Consider the following 17,340-nt stretch of genomic DNA (forward strand, 5'->3'; position numbering starts at 1 on the left):
ATCTTATCATTCTATCCAATAAATTGACGGCTAAACAAAAAACTATGATGAGCTGATTGATTATTCTATTTTCACGCAGCAGCAAAAACAATCCTTTATCCCAGCTCTGTAATCTGTTATAATCATCTGAATACGGTTGCAGCTTTTTTCCCGGACGGCTGATGTTTGGCAAGTCCCGCAAAATGCCTGCAAGCAGAGAGAAAAGGAGCGACTATTATGAAACTACTCAAAAAAAGCCTCATCATCGCACTCATTCCCATGCTGATTCTGTCACTGGTGGCCTGTTCCAAGCCGACCACCACAGCCAAAGGGCTAAATTTGTGGACTGGTGATGCCACCACGGACAGCGACCGGATTGTCGTGATCAGCGACCTGCATCTCGGGATCGACGACAGTTTTGCCGAAACCGTCACAAACAAGGCGGCCATCGTCTCGTTTCTGAATCAGCTGACGGCCAGTGACGTCGATGAACTGGTCATCGACGGCGATCTGCTCGACGAATGGTTTGTGCCGACCAGTTATTCCCAGCCGGCTGATCTGAAGGAATTCTTCACCAAGACCGCTGACAACAACAAAACTGTGATCGATGCGGTTAAAAGTGTCATCAAAAGCGGCGTCAAGGTCACCTATGTTCCCGGCAACCACGATATGCTGCTATCTGATGCCATCCTCAGCGCGCTGATTCCGGGGATCAATCAGGCCCGCGATGTCAACGGCCTGGGCACCTACCGCACCGGCCTGCGTTCGGAAATTGCGATTGAACATGGCCACCGCTACAACACCTTCTGTGCGCCGGATACGCTGTCCAACAAAGACATCACCGGCGCAGTTCCATCGATTCTGCCCCCGGGCTATTTCTTTACCCGCGTGGCGGCCACTTCCGTTGTGGAAGGCAAATCGGCCCCACAAAAGGATCTGCCTGTTGTTCCGGCACCGGCGGCAGACAATCTCGACCAGCTGGGCGCCTATGCTTACTATCAGACGTGGATGGGGACGATCCAAACCTTCCCGATCAACGCCGCTTTCACGGACAAGACGATCAACTGCGCCGCCGATGGTTACAACACCAGTTTTGCCCTCAGTGATCTGCTGCCCACCGTTCAGCCGGACGGCAGCATCAGCGCGGTTCTGTATGCCGATGTGCAGCGGCGTTGGGATGCCCTCCAGGATGTCAATGGCGTCGCGGTAAAACTGCCCTATGCGACCGCCACCGCTGGCGCCCAGGATGCCACCTTCTGTGATCAGCAGGCACTCACCCAGTATTTCAACGTCGATCCTGCGGTCGATGTCGTGGTCTTCGGTCATACCCATGTGCCGGTGATCAACCATTATACTGACGGTTACAACCGCGAAAAAGTGTATGCCAACAGCGGCACCTGGATCGACAAGAATCTCCAGGGCGCCGATATGACCTTTGTCGTGATTGAATCCGGCAAGGATCAAACCGATGTCCGCCTGATGCAGTATCAGCCGGACGGCAGTGTCACCAATCTGGAACCGCAGTAACAACGGCCTGGTGCGACAGAAAGTCCCGGATTCATGATGAATCCGGGACTTTTTATTGGCCGTTTGCCGCCAGTGGGCCGTAAGTTAAGTGTGCCGGGCACCGGCAGCACTTTTTTTCTCCCTTAAATGGTAATATTTGATTTTACTTTGGCAATAGTCGCTGGGGAAATCGGATTATCAAATCCATTTGAAGTATAGCGTGTCATAATGTTATTGGCTGCGATTCGCTCTTTTGAAAAATATTCAATGTTATACTTAATGATTGGGATCTTCATCAGTTCAAGCCAACCATTATAAACACCATCGATAAAGGCCTGGCGCCACTCTGAGTTGCGTCCAATCAGTACACAGCCATGAATCTGCTCTTTTTCAATCACAAGCGAGAAGGCACCATTTTCGAGATGAGGTTCAAAGGGGTAGGTTCGGCATTGAATGGGACGATGGTCTCTCAGGCAACCTTCGGTCAGATGGCAATAGATATAATAAGATTTTTTAATTTTAGGGGGCAGATTGTACTGCCGACGACTGTGCAGATCGTAATCGGTCACGACCGCACATTGCATATATTCATATTCAAGGGGCAATAAATACATGCCCAATTGCTTACCATCGACGTCGTTACGGCGGCAACAATGATAGCCACATAGTTCACCACAATTACCCGCTATAATCGCTTCATCCATCAAATGATAGGCTTTTTCAAAAATTGCCTGATAGTCCCCTCTCATTGATTTTTTATTTTTATCTGTCACTTGTGCTCCTATCTTTTAAATCATAATAAGTTAAGTGTGTCTGGCCCCGGGGCCACCTTATGAATAATACTTCTGATTGGGACTGGTCGGTTTGTCGGGTATGGTCAGTTTGAGGAGGCCGCCTTTAATTAGCGGGTTGAGAATGTTTTCCCGAAAATATCGTCTGCTTTTTATGCCAATAAACTTCTGTATTTCACTACCCGGTCTTGCCGTTTTACAGAATTCCAAAATATTTCTGGTCTGATCATTATCATCGATAGCTTGCTCACTAGCTTGGTCACTTGCTTGGTCACTAGCTTGGGGAGGAGTTTGCACGGTCAATGGTATAATCGTTCGGAACACATCCCCCTCTGTAAAAACGGGGTCAGCTCCGGAATAGATTTTGCTGTATTTATAGGTATTTCGGATGCCGGATCCCAGTTCGTCCACCAGTCCGATTTCCTTGAAAAACCGGGCAATGGTGGGATTCTTGGGAAATGGTGAAAAATTATCGGGATCAATCAACCCGTTGCCGTGGGGCTTGTTACTATTTTCCGCCACCACCCGATTTTTCTCGATGATCAGCTTGGCCGGGAACGGGTTGGCAAATTCCCGATGAATCAGCAGATTGGAGACCACCTCTCTGAAAATCTTATCCCGTAGGCTGATGCGCCGGTCGCCTTCCAGATAAAAAGTGTCGTTGAGGTGCTTATTAATAAACTGCATCAGCCGTTCATAACTCTCCAGCAGATTCACCCGGATATCATCGCGGTCGTCGTAACGATCCAGATTGACTTTGCGCAGCAGCGCATCGGTGCGGTGATGAGGCAAAGCGGCCAGAATCAGCTCTTGTTTTCCGAAGATCAGAATCCCAGCCAGGGTTATCCCCTCTTTGTTGCTTTGGGGATCTTTCAGATAAAGGCCGGCGCTTTTCAGCAGTTCCAGATCATTCATGGTTTTCCAGGGATGATTGGCCCGCTCATTGGCAGCCATCTTTCTTGCCCGCATCAGCAGATCTGAGTTGAGCTCAGACAGTTCTGCAAAAGGAAAAATGCGATTTTCGGTGTAACTCCCCTGCTTGCGGTTGTACAAGCCGGCAACAAGGTTGGTGTTGTCGGTGATATCCAGATCGCCATCCTCGTTGCGGTCATAAATCCGGCCATTGCACCGGTGGACCTGGGAGCTCTCTGGAACCAGAACATGAAAGATAGTGCTGGTTTCAATCTCAACAGTTTCGATAGCTAGATAAAAGGTTGGGCAGATTTTGAGCGGATTATTCATGGCGGTGACAAAATCCATTTTCACCTTTTCGATGGATTCGGGTTCAATCCCGACAATCCCACCCTGATCATCGACACCCAGAAAGAGATGTCCGCCGTTGCGGTTGAGAAAAGCACAGACGGTTTCGAAAACATCCCGATTCAATTTGGTTCGACTTTGTTTGAACTCCACGGTCAGGCCTTCGCCGCCGCTGATGATTTCTCTTAGTTTTTCAGGTTTCATCGGATTTTTCTCCTTAAGTTAAATGTACCTCGCACCGCCAGCCAACATTACCATTAATCGACATACAGTACGCCGATCATTTTCTGCGATAACCAAACATCTTCATCGGCATAGATCGCATTGGCGTCACTTTCGCCGGTGGCGGTAATGAATGTCAGATATTCTGCAGCGGAACTGCGGATCATGTTATTCGTTTTATCCATTTTAGCTCCTTTCTTTTTTTATCGATTCGATGGTCAATGACTCGAGCTTTTTCTGATCGTTCATTTTCTTCACCTGTTTTCATTGATGCAATGATTATACCGTTTGGATAGCATAAAAGAAACAACCGTCTCGATTTTTCTCTCCGCTATTTGATTTTAAGTTAAGTGTGCCTGGCACCGAAGTCTAGGAACCAGCAACGCGATCAGCCGATCGGCCATGCGCTGATGGCCGGCCGGGCTCTGGTGGATCCCGTCCAGATACAGATCTTCATCGGCCCAGTCGATGTCCGTTCTGAAGTCCACGGTTGGGATCCGGTTTGCTGCGGTGAATGCTCTTAACCACTGGCAGTAGGCTTCGATCATCACAGCCGATTTTTCGAAATCGATCAGCTCGCCCCCTTCTTTAAAGGCCACCGGCAGATGAATCGGCGGGGGGATGGCGACAAAAACTTGAATGTTGTTGGCTCTGGACTGGTCGACCATGGTCCGCATATTCTGAGCGGCTCGATCCCAGCTGCGGTTAAAGAAGATATCATTATAGCCGCCCATCAGGATTACCCCGTCAGGCTTGGCATCAAACACCTGTTGCTTGATCCGGCTCAGCATACCCTCGGTTGTATCCCCATTGACACCCCGATTAACCATCTGGATTCCTGTCTTTTTTTCGGCGATCACATGCCATTTTTCTGCTCGGGTCACCTGGTAACCAAAGGTCAGGCTGTCGCCAAAACATATCATTTTCACAGTCTTCTCCTTTTAATACATTAAGTTAAGTGTGTCAGGCACCGGGGCCTCTCTACCGCCAGCGCCCTCTTTTCCAGAAAATATTCTTGTTTTTGATTTGAGTTCACCGTCCTTCTATTATACGCTTTGCCGGATAAAAAAACGACAAAAAAACCAGAATCCAAGTTGTTAGTCGCGAATTCTGGTTTTTATAGTCATTTTACTTTCAAACAACCAAACCGTTGTCAATTGACCGGTCGGTTCCGCTTTCTAAAAATGATCGGCGCTTAAACGCGTAAGGTCTTTAACGCTCCACTCCAGGCAATGACCTGATCAAACACGTCATTCAGAGCACTTTCGTTGCGTGGATCTGGTGTGAACACGCTCATGTTCTGGAAATCAGTAAAAAGGCTGAGCATCACCTGGGCCCGAACATCGGCCATATGGAGTTCAGCGACCACCAGTCGGAGCGCTTCAACCGACCGGGTCCCGCCGGCACTGCCATAAGCGACAAATCCAACGGCTTTGTTTTGCCATTCCACATTCAAAAAATCAATAGCATTTTTTAAGGCCCCGGGAATGCTGTGGTTATATTCAGCGGTGACAAAGATAAATCCGTCAAATTCGCTAATTTTCTTTGACCAGACTTTGGTATGTTCTTTGGTATACTGCTGCATCATGGCCGGATTCGGCTCATCAAGAAGGGGCAGATTGTAATCCGCCACATCCACTAACTCAAATGTGGCATCGGTTCGTTTCTGGGCCAGTCCGTTAACCCATTTTGCCACCGCTTCCCCATTCCGTCCCGGTCGGGTACTGCCTAATATTATCCCAATATTTGTCATTGTAATCCTCCTCGATTTTTAAAGATTAGATCAATCTTAAATCAATCTAATACTAATATACCTTATTAAACGGAAGATAAACTCAGAAAATAAATAAAGCAAGTTAAGTTACCGCTTTCACTAACCCCGATCCATATCACCGACTGATATTTCCGGATGATGATATTGGTGTCTTTGGGAGAATACTTTTCCAACCGATACTGCTTTTACCGGACACCAATGAAAACAAGCCAGGCATCGGACACAATGATCCTGCCACACGGGTCGGCCATCATTAATTGCGATATTATTTACTGGGCATACCCTTTTGCATATCCCACATCCGACACATTCATGAGTGGCTGCAAAACTTTTTTTTCTAAACAGAATATTTTTACCCAGTTGACTGAAGAGAAGACTTTGCAGATGGGATGACCAGCCATCACTACCATCGAAATAATTCCTGTGTTGGGCATTGATCTGTCTAGCTATTTCCGCGACGATCTGCTCTGATTTATTCAGTCTCGCTGCTTCCATTTCCGGGGGTGTGACGATTGCATTCCCGGGCATATCAAGAGCAACTCCTAAAGAAAGCGTTTTTCCTTTTTTTTGCAAACACTTGGAAAGTGTGAACAAACAATGTCCCGGCGTGCCATTACAGGTTGCCACAGCAAAAATATAGGGGTCCTTTATAAAATTTAGTTTTTCAATAAATGACACAACTACCGCAGGAATCGTCATGAAATAAACTGGAAAAACAAAACCCAGTACCTCTGTATCGACATCAATTGTTTCGTAATTTTCGTATTGTACCATGGATACAACGCTGCCTTTGGCTGTCAAACTTTCTGCAAGTTTTCTTGAAACAGCCAGAGAATTCCCAGTACCAGAAAAATAATAAATTTTTGAACGCATACTAATACCACCTTTATAAATTTATCTCAATTATAATCCCTGTACGTAAGTACAAGGTCAAGGTGTTTTTTATATTTCTGAACAGTTGATAAACGCATTCCGCAACGGACAATCATGTGGTTGATACAGATTTTCTTTGATCTTCCACAAGTTTTCCTGTAGGTTTTTCAGTTCATTCATTTTTTTATCGATTTCTAGAATTTTCTGACTGAGCAGCTCTTCAAGATATTTCAAATCAATATTTTCACCCTCAACAACTGTAAAAATGGTTCGAATCTGATCCAGAGTAAAGCCTGCGCTCTTGGCGCTTTTAATAAACGCCAGAATTTCTAGGGTATCTTCCGAATATAGCCGATATCCATTCTCCGACCGGTTGGGTATTGGTATCAATTGATTTTTCTCATAATATCTGAGAGTCTCCATATTGATACCAGCCATCTTGGCAAGTTCTCCCCTTAAATAATACCCCATCGTTCCTCCCCCCTTAATTTGGAACGAAAGACACAAATGAATGCTCCTTTCGTTTCAAGTCATAAATGCTAATCTTTTACCTTAATTATGATGTTCAACATATTCAACAATCGTCCCATCCAAATGTTTTACCGTCATATTCATGCCCGTTGGAACGGTCTTCAAATCGCGAATAACAGTAGCTCCATTATTCAATAAAAAATTTTTGAAATCAATGATGGAATCAACTAAAAATGTCGCTTTAGTATCCCGAAATGGCTTTAACGCTTCATTCGATCCTGCCAAGATTAAAATATTGCCGATCTGTGCCAATTCCAGATCTTCATGAGGATACTTAAATCTCAACTTGCATTCCTGATTCAGTATTTTTTCATAAAAGTCAATGGCCGCCTCGATATCCGCTACATAAAATCGGTTTAACGTTTGTTTTATTTTCATGATACACCTTTCTGATTTTGAATAAGTTAAGTGTGCCTGGCACCGGGGCCTACCAAGTGACAGGCACGACGAAATCCGCTCAATCTGCAAAGCTTTTAAAGTCCGACGCATATTTGGTTGGAAAAAATTCGATCAGCGAATAGCTGGCGATTTGCTGCTGATTAAAGGGATCTTCGGCAATAATTGCCTTCATTTCCTGCTCGTCTTTGGCATTAAACAAAATGATGCCGCCGTCACGGGGATTTTTCCGGCCGGAACAGATGAATTTTCCCAGTTTGTAATATTTATCCAAAAAAGCAATATGTTCTTCCAGATAGGCTTCCACTTCGGTCAATGGTTTGATGTAGGTGAGATTTGCAATATACATTTGTATCCTCCTAAAATAAGTTAAGTGTGCCTGGCACCGCCAGCCACTATTGCCTGTTCTCTGCGATGGTTGATTTACCGCTATCCGTTAGCCTGTACTTTTGCAAGCGGCTGTTAGGTTTATCTGGGACAGTCATCTCAATGAGGTCTGCCACTATGAGCGGTTCTATGTGTCGTTTAAACGAGCGGGAGTCGCCGTTCATTCCGATTGCTGCAAAGATTTCTTTACGCGACAACGTTCTATCTTGAAGCGATTTCAAAACGTCTATCTGTGTGCCTGTTAAATCGACTTGGTGCTTTACTTGGTGCTTGTCCTGTTCGACGATGGTATCTAAAACAGCGGATAACGTGAATTCGATAAACACGCCGGAATCATTAGATTTTCTTGCCGCTTCGAAACTTTCCAGATTCCTCAACCAAGCCCTGTGTCATTAACTCGTGGGCTTTCAAAAAGTCTTTTACGTCATAGGGGTTGAAGTTTATAATTCTGTCATAGGCTTCGTATGCATTTTTTACTTCTTTTATCTCCATTTGCTTTCCTGCAATTATCTTGCCTTCAATGACGGCAGTCACTTCCCCGAGCGAGAGGGAGTTACCTTCAATAGCGAGGGATGAGTAAATTGTCCGAAATCGATTTAATCGATGTAGACGAATATTCCGATTGAAATCTGTTGCGTATTCCAGTTTTGTTACGGTCTCTACTATTTTGGCCAGGTAATCGGCAGATTTTTCCGTTATCGTATACGGCGGTTTATTAGTCATTTCATCATCTCCTGTGTGAACTCCTTTTAGAATGATTATTTTCGCTAAGTTTTGCGAGGTATCGATCATCGTGCAATCAGTTGAGTCTGGCACCGAGTGCGAAAAATTACCTCAGTAAATTAAGTTGTGCCTGGCACCGGGGATAACGAAACCATGGAAACACTTGAAACCATTGTTAATGCTGCAAAAAAACTGGCCAGCGAAATTTCGGTCATCGATTTTCATCACGCAGTAGCATGATAAGAATACAGCCCGATCGCCCTCCTGTTGATTCGGCGGGGCGACTGACATCATTTGATTTCACGCTTTTTCCGAGGATAGCATAAGTTAAGTCAATAAGTTAAGTGTGCCTGGCACCGCCAGCCATACAGCTCCGGCCAGACCATCTTTGGCTTTTTGAGAATTTTCTGGAGCTGATATTTGTAACAGATCAGACCAATCACCGCGGAAGTCACGGTCACCAGCACGCCGGTGAGCGCCCCCGCACCACCTAAAGAAATTCGATAGGCACTGATTATGACGGTCGCAATGATGGTCGGAAGATAGCCCAGAAACAGGCCCGTAACACTGATTAAAATCGATCGCGTGTCAAAAATAATGCCGTTTGAAAAGCTGACCGTGTTCAGCATCAACAGCATGCCCATACCGCCGACAAAAACCCCGATGATGCCTTCAAGCCACTTTTTCTGGCGGTCGAAGTGGATGAAAAACAGATTATAGACGATGCTGATTGCCAGCAGCAGGGATGTATTGGTTACCAGGTCTTTAAGTAGTTGGGTTGACATGCTCTCACCTCTTTTTGTTGCGACCGTTTTGGCGATACCCGGGTTTTCGTCCATTCCCGACCAAATAAGTCACGCATTTAAAATTTTCATAAACATCGCATCATCCTGATGCCAGCGAGGGGATCGCTCAGTTGGGCAGATTACGCTGCGCCAAATTCTAAAGAGCGTAAACCCGATCGTGCAACGACCCTATCAAGGTCAAAACGCCATTATTATTGCACCAGTCTTTTCATCGGCGTAAAGCGGATACCATTTTTAACCTGCTCGTTGTCGGTTGCCCGAAAACCAAGGTGTTCATAAATCTTTACCGCATAGGGCGAAGAATTCACGGTCAGCTCAAAGTGCTCGCTGTTTTCATCTGCTTTTAAGGAATTCACAACCGTTGTAAAAAGTTTGGTGGCAATCTTTCTCTTTTGATGATCTTTGGAAACAAACAGCAGTGAAATGTGGAAACGATCGCGAGTCCCGATCACGCCAACAATCGTTTCGTTTTCATAAAATCCCCACATTTTTTTATGACCGTTATCTAAATCCTGGGATAGTTCGGCTAGTTTGAATTCTAAATAATCACTGAAAGTCTTTTGTCCTTCCGGCGAATAATCACCGGCTACAAATTCATTAAAAACGGTATTAACCAAATTGACTGCTGCTTTTAAATCCTGCTGTTCAATTTCTCTAATCATTTTTCACCTCGAAAATTCTTGAATCATTAAATGCTTATGCTGAATAATACTTCTGATTGGGACTGGTCGGTTTGTCGGGTATGGTCAGTTTGAGGAGGCCGCCTTTGATTAGCGGGTTGAGAATCCTCGATCTGAAATGTTTTAAGTCTTTAATTTCAACAAACGCTTGAATTTCTTGTCTGCTTTTTGGCGTTTTGCAAAACTCCAATATATTTCTTGTTCGTTTCTGTTCTTCCTCGCTATAAGCTTGAGGGGTAGCTTGAGGGGTAGCTTGGTCACCGGCTTGCACGGTCAATGGTATAATCGTTCGGAAGACATCCCCCTCCTAAAAAATGGGGTCAGCTCCGGAATAGATTTTGTTGTATTTATAGGTATTTCGGATGCGGATCCCAGTTCGTCCACCAGTCCGGCTTTGAGCTGCTCAATGGAAGCAGCATTGTATTGTCGCTCAAAAATATTTCCCGGAAAGATTATTTGCGGCACACCGTAGATCAGCCCGGTCATGACACTGTTTTGTCCGCCATGATTCAGATAAACCAATGCTTGCGGCATCAGCTCGGCAAAATCGAAGCGACTGGCCACAAAGATGTTTTGATCATGACAGGGCTTGACCTGACTGGTGGCGATATAAACCTCGGTTTCGGTTTCACCAAAGGCTTCGGTGAGGGTCTTGACCACCTTTTTGGCCGAAATCGTGCCGGTGCCGAAATAGGCAATGATTTTGTTTCTTTGCTGAGGCGCGGCCGCAGTTAAAATGGGTTTGGAAAACGGGCCCGTAAAAACCACGCGGTTATCCTTAATCGGCTCCAGTTCATACGAGCTGGGGACGATTTTCAGATCGGCCCAGTCAAAAATATCCAAAACCGAATTGACGGGTGGCAAGCCATCGGCTTTCAGAACCTGTTTAACGTCGCCGGCAAATTCGGGGCTGGCCGCATAGTTCGGCTGAACCGGATAGCTGTAGCCGGTCACCCTTTTGACCTTCTCAAGCCGGGCCGCCACCAGCGCAGCCGGGCGAAACTCGGCATAGACAAGATCAGGCTGGTAGGCAGCAATGGCTTTGCGCAGGCAATTTACATCTTTGCGAAAAAAGCCGGCTTTCAATGCGCCGGTGAAAAACAGCACTTGCTCAAAGCTTTTGACATCCGCTTTTTCCTGCAGACCAAGCTGCTGGACCATTTTGATAAACAAAAGACCCAGCGCTTTGGGCAGGCCCAGCGGCGCGGGAAGCGGTGCTTCATAGTTGTAGACGCCGTCCAGGGGCCGGTAGTTAACATCGACGGCGGCGCATAGCGCCACCTCATGACCGGCATCACGCAGCGCCTGGCAAAGCGCTGCTGTTCTGCTAAAAGGCCCATTGGTTGGAGCCATTGCGGCCATGGGTGCAATTAATACTTTCATGATCGGGCTTCCTTTCACTTTACTAACGATATCAACCTGGTTTTTAAATAAAATCATCCATCCCTTTTTATGACGCGAAGAAGATTTTATATCGCACTGGGGGGGAGGTTTCCCGGAACTTGAAGGGATCACCGTCATCGGTGACTTCCTGAATGATCACAATCGGATCGGAAATCAGGCCGTACTTTTTAAGTTAAGTGTGGCTGGCACTAACGTTAAAGGTATCTGGCACCGGCAGCTATTTCATTTTCTTAACAGTTTTGATTGCTAACTTTGCTATGAAAATCCCACCTTCAATCATCTTTTTGCGATTTTCAGGATCATCAAGGTATTTCTTAGCCATCTGCAATCCATCCTCTAAAAACTTAGCTGCAAAATCTTTTCCATCATTAATTACTTGTTGTGCTGGCAATTTCTGTCTTTGATCTTCTGCGAGAATATACCGGTCATCAATTATTTCCTCAATTGAAATCCCCTGATCTCGAGCGATCGCCATCGATCTTGCATCGTACAATACAATAATCACTTTCTTTAATTTATTCGAAGACTCAAACGATTGAACGCTCTCTTTTGCTATTTCAAAAGCAACTTGCAAATCAAATCCATTATTTCCAGAAGCCAAAAGTGGAAAAGCGATCGATTCACAACTCATAACATCTGCCAATTTCAAAGCTGATAAATATGCTGCACTTAGATTTTCATATTCCCGATGTTCACCATCAACCCATTTTGGAACAACTGAATGAATAATAAATTTTGCATCAAGATTAAAGGCTAGTGTTGGGATAGCATCTCCCACATGGATTTGACCATACTTTTTTAATGCCTCTTTACACGCTTTTTCCAGTTCTTTTCTTCCAGCCTTTTGAAAAATAGCTTTTGAAGTGCCACTACCTTCTTTTAATTTCGAATTTGATGGCAATACCATTGCATCCACTGTTATATTTGATATATCATTACGAACAACTTCAAATTGCATGACTAACCTCCTTGTCAATACGGGTCAAATTCAACCATTTTAAATTAAGCGTACCTAGCTCGGCAGTTCGAAGCACCATTTACAGCCCCATGATTTCTTTCTTTTTAGCAGCAAATTCTTCCTGGGTTAAAACACCCATATCAACCAGTTCTTTTAGTTTTTTCAATGTTTCGATCTGCTCGTCAAAAGACATTGAGGAACTTGGCGTTGCGACTGGCTGACCTTGAGGACCAATATTCTGAGCCATATTCATTCCCAAAAGCATATCACCGCCGTTTCCGAGTCCATTAACCAGAATACCCTGTGCAATATTTTGTTGTGCAGCAATGTTAGCAGTTCTCTGTGAAACATCATCATAGGCCTTCATCGACATCTTGTTTGCCGAGAACTGTTTAACAAGTTCTCTCGATTCTGGTGAAAATTCGATATTTTCCACTGCTACCTGAACGAGTACAAAACCGAATCGCTCTTTCCATGTGCCAGCATTGTATGAATCTTCGGATATTCTCTTTGAAATTTCAACAGCCTGTCCTGGCAACATAGAAATTCTATAGATTGTTGATAGTGAATTTAACGCTGCGATAAATGATTGTAAAAATTCGGATAGAATCTGTGCTCTCACTTTTGGATCATCAAATGAATAGCTATTTGTGTTAGCTGGTACAAAGTTTTTTATAAACTTCTCAGGATCAACTATTTTAATGGAGAAACCGCCATATGCATAAATTTCAAGGTCGCAACCATAATATAAATCATTATAGACCTGTGGGCCACGTGTGCCAAATTTAATATCGCGAATTTCACGTAAATTGACAAATGCAACTCTCTTTTCCATCGACGAAATGCCACCGTAGCCGATTCTGTCTTCAGCCTGTGTAAAGACGGATGTTTCCATATCATTTCCGTCAAATAGGCTTTCCTCCCCTTCTTGATATTCAAAGCCTCCAGGAGTTGTGATAATATTCTCGATTCCGGCTTGGCTAAAAATGAACGCAGCTGTGTTTTCAGGAATAAATATTTTCGAGCCATTTGAAATAACATCGATTGAGCCAAGCGTATTGACGCCGCGTCCGTTATTATTCGTTTTAAGTATTCCCGGGGCGACAGTTGTATGCTCATCAAAATGGCCGGCAGTAATGAGTTCTTTCCATTGATCAGCAAAGGCTCCTCCGACCGAATCAATAAATGCGTTTATAATGCCCATCATCATCAACCTTTCTCATCATAATATTTGATCTGTATCACAATATCTGCAGCGAACGCTTTGACCTTTAGCGCCCGTAAGCGGGGCCATACAACCGATACATTTTTTTGTAACCTTTACCGATTGATTCGCCGCTTTGCCGTCCGGTTTGATTCCGAAGCTTTCTTTAAAAACATTGAACGTGTCTTTAAGTGTTTCTGCGATATTTTCGACTCCGGGAATCGCAAATGGATTTGCTACTGAACTCTGCGAAGATATATTCCCTGTTAATACCTTGCTGATTTCATTAACATATTTCGCAATTTCTTTCTTGTCTGAACTTTGAAATTTGAAAGCCAACTGTCCATTTATAAAGTATATCTGAAGATCAGGCATACCATTTGAACTTTTTCCCATAATAGCCTGTGCTTCGCCATTTACGATTTTCACCTGATTGAGCGGGTGTTTTTTCACCCCTTTTGTATTACCAAACATACCCTTGCTAACATGGATGATATTTATGTTAGTAAGAACAAGTTCATCGGTATAGGCTGCCATAAACCCACCGCTTTCACAAAGGACAGCAGTACTTTGAATTAGAATTGTTTCATTTGGCGCTAAATTATAATTTACCATCTTTTCTCCCTAAAATTAAACAGCAAATGAACTTATCAATTTGCTGACAGACTCAAATATATGTTTTCTTGGTCAAAAAGAAGCTCCATTGGTTGGTTATACAGCCGGCTAACGGTGCTGATATTTTCTACGAATGGCCTGACGCAACTGCTCTGGTTACTCTCAAATTGCTTCATGGTCTGTTCTGTCTTTTTTGAATGGAACTTTTCCATTTGGTTGCTTGCTTCAATCAAGGTTTCATCAATCTGAGAATCACTGACAACGGGAATCATTGCCACCGCATCTCCGGCAAATTTATTGATGGTTGCCAACCCGTTTAATAGATAAGAATTTATCGAAGTATTGGCATATTCTTCAATCTGATTATAGCACTTTGTATATATTTCACGATATTGATAGGAATAATCCTCTATTTTATGAGCGGTACTATCAAGGTATGCCGAGTCAAAATTTTCGAGCAACATCACTTCAAGGAAGGTTGAAAAAGCATATAAATACAACGCCAGTTGATATTCTTTGAGCTCAACCCGCACTTCCTCCAACTTGCCTTTGACGTCCAGGTCATGATGAATGAAAAATGGATTGTTGATTTTTGTATTCATTTTTTTAACAACGCGTTCCCGGTAAAAAATAATGCTATGTTCCGCCTCCCGTTTGATTTCCTGTACCTGCATATGTTTGCTGGTTTTGTATTTTTCATTGTCCCAATTGTATTTATAATTATTCAGAACATCCTCGAGAATATTGAGGTTGCCTCTCAGTTTTGATTTTTCTTTTTGCTTCAAAAATTCAAATATTTCTTGTTGCGTTTCAAGGATATCATCCAGTTTTTTTTCGATACTTATCAATGCGACAGCGATTACCAGCGGCAATGGATCAAAAGGGATTCTTGTTGACATCGTTACGGTATTACCCGTTGCCGGTACAAATACTGGTTGACCGGCAAATTGACCATTTGCACCCTGAATGAGACCACGAAACCCAGTGCCATCTTTAGCTTTTACAAGCTCTCCAACAACCCCTTGCGGGAAAATTGCATTGTAGTAGCCCTCCATTCCACCGGTTTCAATCGTTTGTGTAACGGTTCTAAACGCCGCCGGCAAGGTGGCAAAAGCCGCACCCAAAGCGGCAATGCTTGTTAATGGTAATTTCGTGCATTTTTCTAATGCTACTTCATCTTTAAGCACAGCTGGATAATATTCAACATTCATCATTGCCTTAACGATCTCGTTTTTCTTATTGTTCTCTTCCATTATATTAATTCCCTCCACAAGCCCTTCATTTTATAAATGGTATTGGCAGCTCTTAAAAACAGCCCCTCGGCTTTTTTGATTATTCTATTATACTGCCAGAAAATAACCAAAAATGGGATGAGTGACGTTTTTTAATTGTTCTGGATTTATCTGATTCGTTTTATTCATTTTGGCTCCTTTCTATTTTCTATCGATTCGATGGTCAACGACTCGAGTTTTTTCTGATCGTTCATTTTCTTCACCGGTTTTCTTTGATGCTATGATTATACCGTTTGGATAGCATAAACGAAACAACTGTCTTGATTTTTCTCGCCGCTATTTGATTTTAAGTTAAGTGGACCTGGCACCGCCAGTTTAAGTGTGCCTGTCACCAGAGCCTATCATGGTGAATAGGTTGACACAATACCATCGATATAAATGGCATCATCCCCCAGGGGGTTACAGTCAATGGCAATGGGATTCTTTCCGCCCAAAACGGTTCCAATCATCCCATTGTTCTGATATTCACAGGGGGAGTTGTTAAAGTGGTGGTCCCGCTGGCTGAACATGGGACTGCCATAATAATAAGCAACGCGTCATCCCATCGCTGCTTTCGCCATAGGACCGGTACCACCAATGATAATTCGCTGGCAAACCAAGCATTACTTGGAAGCAGACAACAGTTTATCCAGATAAATTGATTTAAACTGTTTACTGGCTAAAATCTGTTTGAGCGGAGGTAATTTAAGAATAACGCCAAATACCGCGGCCATCGCACGATGATTGGCAAAGGCCTGATTATCAAAGATAAGGTTCTGAAGCGTCCCTTTTTCAATTGCCTGCAGGACAAACCGATGGGTGCTGTTCACGGGGGTGATCACTTCGATTTCTCGTCGTTCCAAATGAATCGCATGCGTCGGACAATTTCTGACACAGACCCCACATCCCAGACATATCTGAAGATCCACCGCAGCGACGCCCTGGCCCGCCTGCTTGTTTTTCATGGAAATGGCCAGTACCGGACATACCCTTTCGCATTTACCGCACCCGATACATGCATCAGAGATAACCGGGATATAATTCGTTGTTGCCACTGGTTGCATGGGGCTGAACTTTCTTGCGGCTTGTAGGGCTTCACAGCAGCAACCGCAGCAATTACAGATAAAGGCCGGATTTTCCCGGACATTTTCCCCAATTTGCACCAAATTCGCTGCATAAGCACGTTCCAATACGGCCATCGCCTCGTTTTTGTCAATTAACTTGGCATGCTGACCATTTTCGGCCAGGGACCGTAAGTTAAGTGTGCCTGGCACCGGGGCCCTATTCGCATTTCTTTTTTATCAAGCACCGTTTGGCATGATTCCCAATCGATGGTTTTAACGCCGTTGTTATATCTGCTCTCAAAAGGTTGTGTTTTAGGCACATTGTCAATAATTTTTTCCGCTTCTTCCTGTTCTTTATTAGCCACCATAATCCAGACGTCCTCAAGCACATCTGGCAATTAGCCAAAGACATCGGTGATATTTTTAATCCGCTCCGATAACAAACGATGAACCCGGTCTTCAACTGAATCCTTGTAGCGCATATTAAAAATGTGGATGGTATCATTCATTTGACCAATACGCTGTATCCGACCTTTTCGCTGTTCAAAACGTGTTGGATTCCAGGGTAAATCGAAATTGAACACGGTGCCTAGACTTCGCAAGTGTAGTCCTTCTGAATCTGAACTGTACCATCCTATATTTTAATTACACTAATGATTTGTAATTCAGGTTGCCAAGAACTCTCAGTCTATAGCCTCCACAATTTTAATTTCAGTCTCAGTTAAACCATAGATCTCATATACAATGCTGTCTATTAACCTTTCTAGATCAGACGTGTCGGCATTACTATCAATCTCCTTTTTTTCCAAAATTTGCTCCACATAACTAATCATTCTCACCTGCGTTATTTCATCACATTTTTTTATTGGTAACTTTCTAACATCATTGACTAATAT

General features: G+C 43.9%; 23 protein-coding genes and 1 pseudogene. 1 reads left to right on the forward strand and 23 read right to left on the reverse strand.

All coding sequences use genetic code 11. The features are described 5' to 3' along the window. Window positions 1-216 precede the first annotated feature (216 nt). Entirely contained in the window at window positions 217-1,506 is a 1,290-nt protein-coding gene (locus GH808_RS02580; protein ID WP_186841237.1) for a metallophosphoesterase, read from the forward strand. 122 nt (window positions 1,507-1,628) lie between these two features. Here GH808_RS02580 and GH808_RS02585 read toward each other — a convergent pair whose 3' ends face one another. From GH808_RS02585 to GH808_RS15175, 23 genes and pseudogenes are all read right to left on the reverse strand, one after another. Beyond that, window positions 1,629-2,258, reverse strand: a complete 630-nt coding sequence (locus GH808_RS02585) for a hypothetical protein (RefSeq protein WP_186841238.1) — start codon at window positions 2,256-2,258, stop codon at window positions 1,629-1,631. 57 nt (window positions 2,259-2,315) lie between these two features. Continuing rightward, on the reverse strand, window positions 2,316-3,740 hold the full coding sequence (locus GH808_RS02590; RefSeq protein WP_186841239.1) for an RNA-binding domain-containing protein: 1,425 nt from the start codon (window positions 3,738-3,740) through the stop codon (window positions 2,316-2,318). 53 nt (window positions 3,741-3,793) lie between these two features. Continuing rightward, window positions 3,794-3,943: a virulence RhuM family protein gene (locus GH808_RS02595; protein ID WP_186841240.1), complete on the reverse strand. Its 150-nt coding sequence runs from the start codon at window positions 3,941-3,943 to the stop codon at window positions 3,794-3,796. 156 nt (window positions 3,944-4,099) lie between these two features. After that, window positions 4,100-4,681: a GDSL-type esterase/lipase family protein gene (locus tag GH808_RS02600; protein WP_243166082.1), complete on the reverse strand. Its 582-nt coding sequence runs from the start codon at window positions 4,679-4,681 to the stop codon at window positions 4,100-4,102. Window positions 4,682-4,953: 272 nt separating this feature from the next. Continuing rightward, window positions 4,954-5,511, reverse strand: a complete 558-nt coding sequence (locus GH808_RS02605; protein WP_186841242.1) for an NADPH-dependent FMN reductase — start codon at window positions 5,509-5,511, stop codon at window positions 4,954-4,956. 120 nt (window positions 5,512-5,631) lie between these two features. Beyond that, window positions 5,632-6,405, reverse strand: coding sequence for an EFR1 family ferrodoxin (locus tag GH808_RS02610; RefSeq protein WP_186841243.1), 774 nt, complete (start codon window positions 6,403-6,405; stop codon window positions 5,632-5,634). Window positions 6,406-6,474: 69 nt separating this feature from the next. Further along, window positions 6,475-6,876 (reverse strand): MerR family transcriptional regulator, encoded by a 402-nt coding sequence (locus GH808_RS02615; RefSeq protein ID WP_186841244.1) that lies wholly within the window; start codon window positions 6,874-6,876, stop codon window positions 6,475-6,477. 81 nt (window positions 6,877-6,957) lie between these two features. After that, complete coding sequence (locus tag GH808_RS02620; RefSeq protein WP_186841245.1) at window positions 6,958-7,314, reverse strand: VOC family protein; 357 nt, start codon at window positions 7,312-7,314, stop codon at window positions 6,958-6,960. 79 nt (window positions 7,315-7,393) lie between these two features. Further along, window positions 7,394-7,681: a YciI family protein gene (locus GH808_RS02625; RefSeq protein WP_186841246.1), complete on the reverse strand. Its 288-nt coding sequence runs from the start codon at window positions 7,679-7,681 to the stop codon at window positions 7,394-7,396. A gap of 46 nt (window positions 7,682-7,727) precedes the next feature. Further along, window positions 7,728-8,096, reverse strand: a complete 369-nt coding sequence (locus GH808_RS15165) for a Fic family protein (protein WP_207722234.1) — start codon at window positions 8,094-8,096, stop codon at window positions 7,728-7,730. Continuing rightward, a complete protein-coding gene (locus GH808_RS15170) occupies window positions 8,056-8,442 on the reverse strand; it encodes a Fic family protein (RefSeq protein ID WP_207722235.1) in 387 nt (128 codons plus the stop codon). The genes GH808_RS15165 and GH808_RS15170 overlap by 41 nt, the downstream gene beginning before the upstream one ends. A gap of 332 nt (window positions 8,443-8,774) precedes the next feature. Next, a complete protein-coding gene (locus GH808_RS02635; RefSeq protein WP_186841247.1) occupies window positions 8,775-9,227 on the reverse strand; it encodes a LytS/YhcK type 5TM receptor domain-containing protein in 453 nt (150 codons plus the stop codon). A gap of 212 nt (window positions 9,228-9,439) precedes the next feature. Continuing rightward, window positions 9,440-9,910, reverse strand: a complete 471-nt coding sequence (locus GH808_RS02640; protein ID WP_186841248.1) for a GNAT family N-acetyltransferase — start codon at window positions 9,908-9,910, stop codon at window positions 9,440-9,442. Between the two features lie 34 nt (window positions 9,911-9,944). Then, complete coding sequence (locus GH808_RS15725; protein ID WP_420797516.1) at window positions 9,945-10,199, reverse strand: Fic family protein; 255 nt, start codon at window positions 10,197-10,199, stop codon at window positions 9,945-9,947. Window positions 10,200-10,201: 2 nt separating this feature from the next. Next, complete coding sequence (locus tag GH808_RS02645) at window positions 10,202-11,311, reverse strand: glycosyltransferase (RefSeq protein ID WP_186841249.1); 1,110 nt, start codon at window positions 11,309-11,311, stop codon at window positions 10,202-10,204. A gap of 238 nt (window positions 11,312-11,549) precedes the next feature. Beyond that, entirely contained in the window at window positions 11,550-12,290 is a 741-nt protein-coding gene (locus tag GH808_RS02650; protein ID WP_186841250.1) for a macro domain-containing protein, read from the reverse strand. A gap of 79 nt (window positions 12,291-12,369) precedes the next feature. Then, the gene (locus GH808_RS02655; protein WP_207722236.1) at window positions 12,370-13,500 is read right to left on the reverse strand and encodes an SPFH domain-containing protein; all 1,131 of its coding nucleotides are present in this window, start codon (window positions 13,498-13,500) and stop codon (window positions 12,370-12,372) included. Window positions 13,501-13,512: 12 nt separating this feature from the next. After that, window positions 13,513-14,109: a hypothetical protein gene (locus tag GH808_RS02660; RefSeq protein WP_207722237.1), complete on the reverse strand. Its 597-nt coding sequence runs from the start codon at window positions 14,107-14,109 to the stop codon at window positions 13,513-13,515. Between the two features lie 35 nt (window positions 14,110-14,144). Next, window positions 14,145-15,362 (reverse strand): hypothetical protein, encoded by a 1,218-nt coding sequence (locus GH808_RS02665; RefSeq protein WP_186841251.1) that lies wholly within the window; start codon window positions 15,360-15,362, stop codon window positions 14,145-14,147. Between the two features lie 641 nt (window positions 15,363-16,003). After that, window positions 16,004-16,633: pseudogene (locus tag GH808_RS02670) on the reverse strand (ATP-binding protein); the annotation flags it as partial. Next, window positions 16,597-16,812 (reverse strand): hypothetical protein, encoded by a 216-nt coding sequence (locus GH808_RS15285; protein ID WP_243166083.1) that lies wholly within the window; start codon window positions 16,810-16,812, stop codon window positions 16,597-16,599. The pseudogene GH808_RS02670 and the gene GH808_RS15285, both read right to left, overlap by 37 nt. A 30-nt stretch (window positions 16,813-16,842) precedes the next feature. Then, on the reverse strand, window positions 16,843-17,082 hold the full coding sequence (locus GH808_RS15290; RefSeq protein ID WP_311135742.1) for a helicase-related protein: 240 nt from the start codon (window positions 17,080-17,082) through the stop codon (window positions 16,843-16,845). A gap of 45 nt (window positions 17,083-17,127) precedes the next feature. Next, a partial coding sequence (locus GH808_RS15175) for a hypothetical protein (protein WP_207722238.1) occupies window positions 17,128-17,340 on the reverse strand: 213 nt, incomplete at its 5' end.

It is taken from the genome of Acetobacterium fimetarium, assembly GCF_014284475.1.
GTDB lineage: Bacteria > Bacillota > Clostridia > Eubacteriales > Eubacteriaceae > Acetobacterium > Acetobacterium fimetarium.

Excerpts from the sequence above, each read along its gene's own strand:
- GH808_RS02645 (WP_186841249.1), bottom strand. The coding sequence starts at position 11,311 with ATGAAAGTATTAATTGCACCCATGGCCGCAATGGCTCCAACCAATGGG.
- GH808_RS02605 (WP_186841242.1), bottom strand. The coding sequence starts at position 5,511 with ATGACAAATATTGGGATAATATTAGGCAGTACCCGACCGGGACGGAAT.
- GH808_RS02620 (WP_186841245.1), bottom strand. The coding sequence starts at position 7,314 with ATGAAAATAAAACAAACGTTAAACCGATTTTATGTAGCGGATATCGAG.
- GH808_RS02655 (WP_207722236.1), bottom strand. The coding sequence starts at position 13,500 with ATGATGATGGGCATTATAAACGCATTTATTGATTCGGTCGGAGGAGCC.
- GH808_RS02665 (WP_186841251.1), bottom strand. The coding sequence starts at position 15,362 with ATGGAAGAGAACAATAAGAAAAACGAGATCGTTAAGGCAATGATGAAT.
- GH808_RS02610 (WP_186841243.1), bottom strand. The coding sequence starts at position 6,405 with ATGCGTTCAAAAATTTATTATTTTTCTGGTACTGGGAATTCTCTGGCT.
- GH808_RS02640 (WP_186841248.1), bottom strand. The coding sequence starts at position 9,910 with ATGATTAGAGAAATTGAACAGCAGGATTTAAAAGCAGCAGTCAATTTG.
- GH808_RS02635 (WP_186841247.1), bottom strand. The coding sequence starts at position 9,227 with ATGTCAACCCAACTACTTAAAGACCTGGTAACCAATACATCCCTGCTG.
- GH808_RS02615 (WP_186841244.1), bottom strand. The coding sequence starts at position 6,876 with ATGGGGTATTATTTAAGGGGAGAACTTGCCAAGATGGCTGGTATCAAT.
- GH808_RS02600 (WP_243166082.1), bottom strand. The coding sequence starts at position 4,681 with ATGATATGTTTTGGCGACAGCCTGACCTTTGGTTACCAGGTGACCCGA.
- GH808_RS02650 (WP_186841250.1), bottom strand. The coding sequence starts at position 12,290 with ATGCAATTTGAAGTTGTTCGTAATGATATATCAAATATAACAGTGGAT.
- GH808_RS15285 (WP_243166083.1), bottom strand. The coding sequence starts at position 16,812 with ATGGTGGCTAATAAAGAACAGGAAGAAGCGGAAAAAATTATTGACAAT.
- GH808_RS15170 (WP_207722235.1), bottom strand. The coding sequence starts at position 8,442 with ATGACTAATAAACCGCCGTATACGATAACGGAAAAATCTGCCGATTAC.
- GH808_RS02580 (WP_186841237.1), top strand. The coding sequence starts at position 217 with ATGAAACTACTCAAAAAAAGCCTCATCATCGCACTCATTCCCATGCTG.
- GH808_RS02625 (WP_186841246.1), bottom strand. The coding sequence starts at position 7,681 with ATGTATATTGCAAATCTCACCTACATCAAACCATTGACCGAAGTGGAA.
- GH808_RS02660 (WP_207722237.1), bottom strand. The coding sequence starts at position 14,109 with ATGGTAAATTATAATTTAGCGCCAAATGAAACAATTCTAATTCAAAGT.
- GH808_RS02590 (WP_186841239.1), bottom strand. The coding sequence starts at position 3,740 with ATGAAACCTGAAAAACTAAGAGAAATCATCAGCGGCGGCGAAGGCCTG.
- GH808_RS02595 (WP_186841240.1), bottom strand. The coding sequence starts at position 3,943 with ATGGATAAAACGAATAACATGATCCGCAGTTCCGCTGCAGAATATCTG.